This is a genomic window from Streptomyces niphimycinicus (genome assembly GCF_018883605.1).
Taxonomy (GTDB): domain Bacteria; phylum Actinomycetota; class Actinomycetes; order Streptomycetales; family Streptomycetaceae; genus Streptomyces; species Streptomyces niphimycinicus.
On record NZ_JAHLEM010000708.1, the window covers coordinates 1 to 7,086 of the forward strand.

The 7,086-nt window shown below is 73.9% G+C and carries 5 protein-coding genes; 1 reads left to right on the forward strand and 4 read right to left on the reverse strand.

The window, feature by feature from the left end; all coding sequences use genetic code 11:
* Nucleotides 1-662: MFS transporter (locus KN815_RS40795; protein ID WP_216346842.1), on the reverse strand; the 662-nt coding region annotated here is incomplete at its 3' end.
* A gap of 54 nt (nucleotides 663-716) precedes the next feature.
* Between KN815_RS40795 and KN815_RS40800 the strand changes: the two genes are divergently transcribed.
* Nucleotides 717-1,724: a GlxA family transcriptional regulator gene (locus KN815_RS40800; protein ID WP_443732342.1), complete on the forward strand. Its 1,008-nt coding sequence runs from the start codon at nucleotides 717-719 to the stop codon at nucleotides 1,722-1,724.
* 91 nt (nucleotides 1,725-1,815) lie between these two features.
* On the opposite strand, the gene KN815_RS40805 is transcribed toward KN815_RS40800, so the two are convergent.
* From KN815_RS40805 to mmuM, 3 genes are all read right to left on the reverse strand, one after another.
* Entirely contained in the window at nucleotides 1,816-4,440 is a 2,625-nt protein-coding gene (locus tag KN815_RS40805) for a polynucleotide kinase-phosphatase (protein WP_216346844.1), read from the reverse strand.
* Nucleotides 4,437-6,113, reverse strand: coding sequence for a 3' terminal RNA ribose 2'-O-methyltransferase Hen1 (locus KN815_RS40810; RefSeq protein WP_216346845.1), 1,677 nt, complete (start codon nucleotides 6,111-6,113; stop codon nucleotides 4,437-4,439). Before KN815_RS40810 ends, KN815_RS40805 begins: the two co-directional genes overlap by 4 nt.
* Before the next feature lie 294 nt (nucleotides 6,114-6,407).
* Nucleotides 6,408-7,086, reverse strand: a 679-nt coding sequence (gene mmuM / locus KN815_RS40815) for a homocysteine S-methyltransferase (RefSeq protein ID WP_253209562.1), incomplete at its 5' end; no start/stop codon positions are given.

Consider the following 7,086-nt stretch of genomic DNA (forward strand, 5'->3'; position numbering starts at 1 on the left):
GTGCGGACTGGCCCGGTGCACGGCAGCAGCCGCAGCCCGGCCACCCATGCCAGCAGCACCACGGGCGGATTGACGAGGAAGATCCAGCGCCAGTCGAGGGCGGCCAGCAGACCGCCCGCCACCGGCCCCGCACTCGCCGCGACCGCGCTCACCGCCGTCCAGACGCCGACCGCCGTGGCCCGTTCGCGCGGCGGGAAGGCGGGCAGGGCGAGCGAGAGGGAGGTGGGCACCAGGACGGCCGCCGCCACCCCCTGCACCACACGCGCCGCGATCAGCGTGCCGAGCCCGGGGGCGGCGCCGCAGGCGACCGAGGCGAGCCCGAACAGCGCGATGCCGGTCAGGAACGAACGCCGCCCGCCGATCGCGTCGGCCAGCCGGCCGGCCGGGACCAGCAGTGCCGCGAGCACGATGGTGTAGGCGTTGAGCACCCAGGACAGCTCGGCGGTGGACGCGGAGCGGAAGTCCGCGCCGATCGCGGGGAAGGCGATATTGACCGCGATCATGTCGAGCACGGCGAGGAACTGGGCCGCCGACGCCACGGCGAGGATCAGCCAGCGCCGACGGCTGGAGGTGGGGGCCGGATCGGGGGCCGGATCGGGGGCCGTGTCGGGGGTGGCCGCGGGCACACCGCTCCCCTGGGCCTTCGAAGAAGGGGTCGTCATGCCCGTCCAGCATCGGCCCCGAGCCACGACGGAACGAGTGGCAGGAGTGACAGCATGCGCTACATTCCTGCCATGCGATCCATAGCCCTCGCCGTCACCCCGGGCATGCCGATCTTCGACCTGGCGGTGCCCTGCCATGTCTTCGGCACCGATCGCCCCGGACTCCCCGACCCCTGGTACGAGCTGCGGGTCTGTGCGATCGGACTGGGCGGTGCGGAGGCCAGTGACCCGGTCGCCACCCGTTCGTGGTTCGCCGCCCACACCCCGTACGGCGCCGAGGAGCTGATCGCCGCCGACACGGTGATCGTCCCGGCCTCGGCCGATGTGCGCGGCGATCCGCCCGAGGCGCTGATCGCAGCCCTGCGCGAGGCCCATCGGCGCGGCGCCCGCATCGTGTCCCTGTGCTCGGGCGCGTTCACCCTCGCCGCGACCGGACTTCTCGACGGCCGCACGGCGGCCACCCACTGGATGTACGCGGCGCTGTTCGCCGAGCGCTATCCGGCCGTACGGCTCGATCCGTCCGTGCTCTACGTCGACCACGGCGATGTGCTGACCGGGGCGGGGTCCACGGCATGCATCGACGTCTGTCTGCATCTGGTGCGCGAGGACTACGGCACCGAGGCGGCCAACACCCTGGCCCGGCAGCTCGTCGCCCCCGCCCACCGGCCCGGCGGCCAGGCCCAGTACATCGAGGCGCCGCTGCCGGAGCGCACCGACGACTCGCTCGCCCCGCTGCTGCACTGGGCCGCCGAGCGGCTGCACGAACCGCTGACCGTCGCCGACCTCGCCCGCCGCGCCCACACCAGCCCGCGCACCCTGGCCCGCCGCTTCCACGCCGCCACGGGCACGACGCCGCTGCGCTGGCTCCAGGGCCAGCGGATCGCGCGCGCCCGGGAGCTGCTGGAGGGCGGCGATCTGCCCGTGGACCGGATCGCGGAGCTATGCGGTCTTGGCACGGCGGCCAATCTGCGCCGCCACTTCACCCGGGCGGTGGGGGTGCCGCCACACGACTACCGCCGTGCGTTCCGGGCCCGGGAGGCGCGGACGCCCGCGGCCGTCTGAGCCCAGGCGGCCGGGGCCCCAGAGCCTGGGCCGCCAGGCCCTACGGGGTGTGCGGGGGACCGCGCGGGGCTTCGCCCCTGGACCGTCGCCCCTACAACCGCGGGTCCACCGGCTCCGACTCCAGCGCGAGCACCGCGAACACCGCCTCGTGGACGCGCCACAGCGGCTCGCCCTCCGCCAGCCGGTCCAGCGCCTCCAGCCCGAGTGCGTACTCCCGCAGGGCGAGGGAGCGCTTGTGGCCGAGATGGCGCACCCGCAGCCGGTCCAGGTTCTCCGGGCGGGTGTACTCCGGGCCGTAGATGATCCGCAGATACTCGCGGCCCCGGCACTTCACGCCCGGCTGGACCAGTCGGCCGTCGCCCTTGCGGACAAAGCCCTGGAGGGGCTTGACCACCATGCCCTCGCCGCCGGCCGCCGTCAGGTCCAGCCACCACCGCACGCCCTCGGCGACCGACGCCTCGTCCTCGGTGTCGACGATCAGCCGCCGGGTGGGGGCCAGCAGCCGGGCGCCGTGGCCGTCGGCGGCGGACTTCTCGGCCTCGATCATCCGGTCGATCAGGGCGAGTTGCTGATCATGGGGCAGTGCGGTGGCGAGGTTACGGCCCTGGGCGGCCAGGATCTGGAACGGCGCCATCCGGATGCCGTCCGGCCCGTCGACCGGCCAGCAATAGCGCCGGTAGGCGTCGGTGAACGCGGTCGCGTCCGACGCCCGTTCGCGCTGCTTGCCGAGGAGGGCGGACACCTCGACACCGCGCGCCTCCGCCCCCTCCAGCGCCGCGAGAACACCGGGGAAGACGGCGCGGGAGGCGGCGCCCACCGCCGCGTACTGGTTGCGCAGCAGCCCCTCGGCCTTGAGCGACCACGGCATCAACTCGGCGTCCAGCAGCAGCCAGGCGGTGTCCAGCTCCTGCCACAGCCCGGCGCCGTCGATGGAGCGGCTCAGTACGCGCAGTACGGTCTCGGTGAGCTGGACGTCGTCGAAGAACGGCCGTCCGGTACGGGTGTGGATCGTGCCGGAGGCGCCGTCCGGCGCGCCGAAGCGCTCCCGCGCGAGGTCCGCGTCACGGCAGACCAGCGCCACCGCGCGGGAGCCCATGTGCTTCTCCTCGCAGATCACCTGGCGCACCCCGTCCGCGCGGTAGGCGGCGAACGCCTCCGCCGGATGTTCGAGGAAACCACCGTCGGCGGTTCCGCCGCCCATCCCCTCCTTGGAGGTGGCGGTCGGCGCCATGGTGGGCGGGAGATAGCCGAGCAGCCGGGGGTCGACCGCGAACCGGCTCATGACCTCCAGCGCCGCCGCCGCGTTCTCCTCCTTGACCGCGATCCGGCCCATATGACGGGTCTCGACGATCCGGCGGCCCCGCACATCGGCCAGGTCGAGCGGGCGGCCGTCGGCGCCTCCGGGGGCCTCGGTGGTCAGCGGTTTGACCGGTTCGTACCAGACCCGCTCGGCCGGGACGTCCACCAGCTCACGCTCCGGCCAGCGCAGCGCGGTCATCCGGCCGCCGAAGACACAGCCGGTGTCGAGGCAGATGGTGTTGTTGAGCCAGGAGGCGCGGACGGTGGGGGTGTGGCCGTAGACGACGGCGGCCCGGCCGCGGTAGTCCTCGGCCCACGGATAGCGCACCGGCAGCCCGAACTCATCGGTCTCCCCGGTCGTCTCCCCGTACAGGGCGTGCGAACGGACCCGGCCGGAGGTGCGGCCGTGGTACTTCTCGGGCAGCCCGGCGTGACACACCACCAGCGCCCCGCCGTCCAGTACGTAGTGGCTGACCAGCGACTCGATGAAGGCCCGCACCCGCTCGACGAAGTCCGGGTCCGCGGTGTGCTCCCGGTCCAACTGCTCCACGGTCTCGGCGAGGCCATGGGTGACCCGCACCTTGCGGCCCTTGAGATAGCGGCCGAGCTTGTTCTCGTGGTTGCCGGGCACGCACAGGGCCGCGCCGGAGGCGACCATGCCCATCACCAGGCGCAGCACCCCGGGACTGTCGGGGCCGCGGTCGACGAGGTCGCCGACGAAGACCGCCGTACGGCCCTCGGGGTGGACGGCGTCGACCGGGCGGCCGGACTCGTCGCGGCGCAGGGCGTAGCCCAGCTTGCCCAGCAGGGTCTCCAGCTCGGAGCGGCAGCCGTGGATGTCGCCGATGATGTCGAACGGGCCGGTGAGCCGGCGCAGATCGTTGTAGCGGCGCTCGGTGACGACCTCCGCGGCCTCGACCTCCTCGACGCCGCGCAGGATGTGCACCTTGCGGAACCCCTCGCGCTCCAGGGCTTTCAGGGAGCGGCGCAGCTCACGGCGCTGGCGGGGGATGACATGGCCGGGCATCCCGGCGCGGTCGGGGCGCTGGGCGTTGCGCCGGGCGCACTCGCCCTCGGGGACGTCGAGGACGATCGCCACGGGCAGGACGTCATGCTCGCGGGCGAGCCCGATCAGGCTGCGGCGGGACTCGCCGCGGACGTTGGTGGCGTCGACGACGGTCAGCCGCCCGGCGGCCAGCCGCTTGTCCACGATGTAGTGCAGCACGTCGAAGGCGTCGGGGGTGGCGCTCTGGTCGTTCTCGTCATCGGCGACCAGCCCCCGGCAGACATCGGAGGAGACGATCTGGGTGGGCAGGAAGTGGTGCCGGGCGAAGGTGGACTTGCCGGATCCTGTGGTGCCGACGAGCACCACGAGGGACAGGTCGGGCACGCCGATCGGGCGCCTCTCCTCGGTCATGCCGCCGCCTCCTTCGTCGTGATCGCGGTGCGGTCGCCGCTTCGGCTGTCCGTGCCGCCGTCGCCGCCCTCGGCGGCCATGCGGAAGAGCGCGAGCTGGGTGGGCGGACCGACCTCGGGGTCCTGGGGGCCGACGGGGCGGAACTCCACCGCGTAGCCGTGCCGTTCGGCGACCCGCTCCGCCCAGGCCCGGAACTCCTCACGCGTCCACTCGAAGCGGTGGTCGCCGTGGCGCATCCGCCCGGCGGGCAGGGTCTCCCAGCGCACGTTGTACTCCACGTTGGGCGTGGTCACCACGACGGCCTTGGGCCGCGCGGCGCCGAACACCGCGTGCTCCAGGGCGGGCAGCCGGGGCGGATCCACATGCTCGATCACCTCACTGAGCACCGCCGCGTCATATCCGGCGAGCCGGGAGTCGGTGTAGGTGAGCGCGCCCTGGATCAGCCTCAGCCGGGCCGACGACGACTTCCGCTCGACCGAGCCGGTGTCCAACCCCGGACGGTCCTGCCCCGGGCGGTCCTGTCCCGGGCGGTCCTGTCCCGGGCGGTCCTGTCCCGGACGGTCCAGCCGCAGCCTCCGTGCCGCCTCGTTGAGCGCGCGCATCGACACATCGACGCCCACGATCTCGGTGAACCGCGCCTCCTTCAGCAGCGCGCCCAGCAACTGGCCCTGGCCGCAGCCCAGATCGAGCACCCGGGCCGCCCCGGCCCCGCGCAGGGCGTCGAGTATCGCCTCCCGCCGCCGTACCGCCAGCGGGACCGGCCGCTGCCCGGACCCCTCTTCGCCGTCGTCCTCCGCCGGCGACTCGGCCGCCGGTTCGCCGGTGGCACTGTCGACGGCGTCGCCGATGACGTTATCGATGGCGTTGTCGATGGCGTTGTCGATCTCCTCCGCCTCGGTGTCGTCGGCCTCGGCGAGCCGCGCCAGCTCCAGCCGCTCCAGCGCGCTGCGGGTCAGCGACCAGCGCCGGGCCAGATAGCGGTTGGTGATCAGCCGCTGCTCGGGGTGGCACTCCAGCCAGCCCTCGCCGGAGCGCAGCAGCTTGTCCACCTCGTCCGGAGCGACCCAGTAGTGCTTGGCGTCGTCGAGCACGGGCAGCAGCACATACAGATGGCGCAGGGCGTCCGCCAGCCGCGGCTCGCCCTCCAGCACCAGCCGTACGTACCGCGAGTCGCCCCAGCCCGGGAACTCCTCGTCCAGCGCCACCGGCTCGGCCGTCACCACCCAGCCCAGGGGTGCGAAGAGCCGCTCGACCAGGGCGGCGCCGCCGCGGGCGGGCAGCGCGGGCACCTCGATCCGCAGCGGCAGCGCCCGCTCCGGCAGCTCGGGCCGGGCCTTGCACTGACCCCTGAGCGCACTGGAGAAGACCGCGCTCAGCGCGACGGCCAGCAGTGAGGAGGCGGCATACGGGCGGTCGTTGACGTACTGCGCGAGCGCGGAGTCGGGGGCGCCGCCCCGGCCCTTGCCGCGGCCCCGCCGCACCAACGCCACGGGATCCACTTCCAACAGCAGTGCCGCGGTGCAGCGTTCGGCGGTCGCCTCGGGGTAGAGGACATGCGCGGTGCCGTAGGAGGTCGAGAACCGCTGCGCCTTGTCGGGGTGCTTGTGCAGCAGAAACCCGAGGTCGGTCGCGGGGCGCTCGGCGGTGCCGGTGGTGGTTATCGTCAAGAACACCCGTCCGAGTATCGCCCGGTGCCCCTTCCTCGCCTAATGGTTTCTCACCACGGCGACCGACTCGACGCCTACGCGATGTCCGGCGGGACTTTCCCCTCCCCGCCCCTTCCCGTAACCAGGAGCTCCGCCCCTGGACCCCGGGGCCCGGGCCTCGGGACCCGGGCCCCGGGGCCTGCCACGCGGCGGAGCGGCGTATCGATGCTGCGGGAAGGGGCGGAGCCCCAGTTGCGGGGTCTGGGGCGGAGCCCCGGTTGCGGGAAGGGTCGGGCAGGGGAAGGCAGCCCGCCGCAGGCGTCAAGATCCGCCGGACACCCCCTCATCGCCTCTCACCACCACCGCCAGCTCCGCGATCCGCTCCGGCCCCACCCGGCAGCAGCCGCCGATGAGCCGCGCCCCCGCGTCCCGCCATGCCTTCACCCGCCCCGGGTCGAAGGTCGCCCGGCCGCGCCAGCTCCGTGCCGTGGCATCCCACTCCTCTCCACTGTTCGGATAGACCACCACCGGCTTGCCGGTGGCGTCGGCCGCGATCTCCACGGCCCGGTCGGCGTCACCCGGCGCACAGCAGTTGACGCCCACGGCGATCACCTGGTCGACCCCCGCGGCCAGGGCGAACGCCTCCCCCAGGGGCTGCCCGGCCCGGGTGGCCTCCCCCGCGATGCTGTAGGAGAGCCATACCGGCACCCCGCATCCCTCGACGGCGCTCAGCAGCGCCGCGGCCTCATCGGCGTCCGGCACCGTCTCCAGCGCCAGTACATCGGGCCCGGCCGCGGCCAGCGCCTCGATCCTCGGCCGGTGGAACCGCGCCAGCTCGGCCACGCTCAGTCCGTACCGCCCGCGGTACTCGCTGCCGTCCGCCAGCATCGCCCCATAGGGCCCGACGGAGGCGGCGACCCACACCGGCTCCGCGACCCGGTCGCCCACGGCCTGGTCACCACCCGCCGCCCGGTCGCCCACGGCCTGGTCACGGGCCGCC

Excerpts from the sequence above, each read along its gene's own strand:
- KN815_RS40800 (WP_443732342.1), top strand. The coding sequence starts at position 717 with ATGCGCTACATTCCTGCCATGCGATCCATAGCCCTCGCCGTCACCCCG.
- KN815_RS40805 (WP_216346844.1), bottom strand. The coding sequence starts at position 4,440 with ATGACCGAGGAGAGGCGCCCGATCGGCGTGCCCGACCTGTCCCTCGTG.